Consider the following 969-nt stretch of genomic DNA (forward strand, 5'->3'; position numbering starts at 1 on the left):
CGGGCACCTGGCCCGGCAGCGTGCGCACCCAGCCTTCGGCGGCGGGCTGTAGGCCGGCCGGCAGCTCGTCGGCGGTGATGGCCTCGCGCGGCAGGCCGGCGATCACGCGCTCGGCGATGCGCTCGCCTTCCTGCGGGAACAGGCTGCAGGTGGCATAGACCAGCCGCCCGCCCGGTTTCAGCCAGCTGGCCGCCCGGCGCAACAGCGCGGCCTGCAGCAGCGTGACCGGCACCAGATCGGTGGTGCCCTTCAGGTGCAGCACGTCCGGGTGGCGACGGAAGATGCCGGTGGCCGAACAGGGCGCATCGATGAGGATGTGGTCGAACAGGCCGTCGGGTTGCCACCGCAAGGCATCGGCGGCGATCAGATCGGCGCTCAGCCCGGTGCGGGCCAGATTCTCGCGCACGCGCTCAAGTCGGTGATCCGACACGTCGAGCGCGGTCACCCGGCACGCCCGCGCTGCCAGTTGCAGCGTCTTGCCGCCCGGCGCCGCGCACAGATCGAGCACATGATCCCCTGCCTTGGCCGGCAGCAGCCGCGCCGGCAGGCTGGCGGCGAGATCCTGCACCCACCAGGCGCCTGTCGCAAAGCCGGGCCATTCCGTGATGCTGCCCTTCCGTGCGGTGCGGACATGGCCGGGGGCGAGGCTGATGCCGTCAAGCGCCTGCGCCCATTTCTCGGTTTCGGCAGGATCCCGCAGCGTCAGATCGGTCGCCGGCTCCTCGGCCAGGGCAGCGCTGGCGGCTTCGGCGACCGCAGCGCCCCAATCGCGCGCCCAGAACACGTCAAACGGGGCGGGCAGGCGCGGGCTGGGCGGCAGAGTCGCGGGCCGCCGGATCAGGTTGCCCAAAACGCCGTGCACCAGCCGGCGCGGCCCGCCTTCCACCAGCGGCAGCGCGGTCGCCACCACGGCGTGCGGCGGCGTGTCGAGCTTCAGCCAGCCGGCCAGCGCGACGCGCAGGGCGTGGC

Annotated in this window: 1 protein-coding gene; it reads right to left on the bottom strand. The window is 73.4% G+C overall.

Annotated elements, in window-relative coordinates; genetic code table 11:
* On the bottom strand, positions 1–969 hold a 969-nt coding region (locus GJ693_RS16220), incomplete at both ends, for an RsmB/NOP family class I SAM-dependent RNA methyltransferase (protein WP_156257251.1).

Origin of the sequence: Sandarakinorhabdus oryzae, assembly GCF_009733735.1 — a bacterium.
Classification (GTDB): domain Bacteria; phylum Pseudomonadota; class Alphaproteobacteria; order Sphingomonadales; family Sphingomonadaceae; genus Sandarakinorhabdus; species Sandarakinorhabdus oryzae.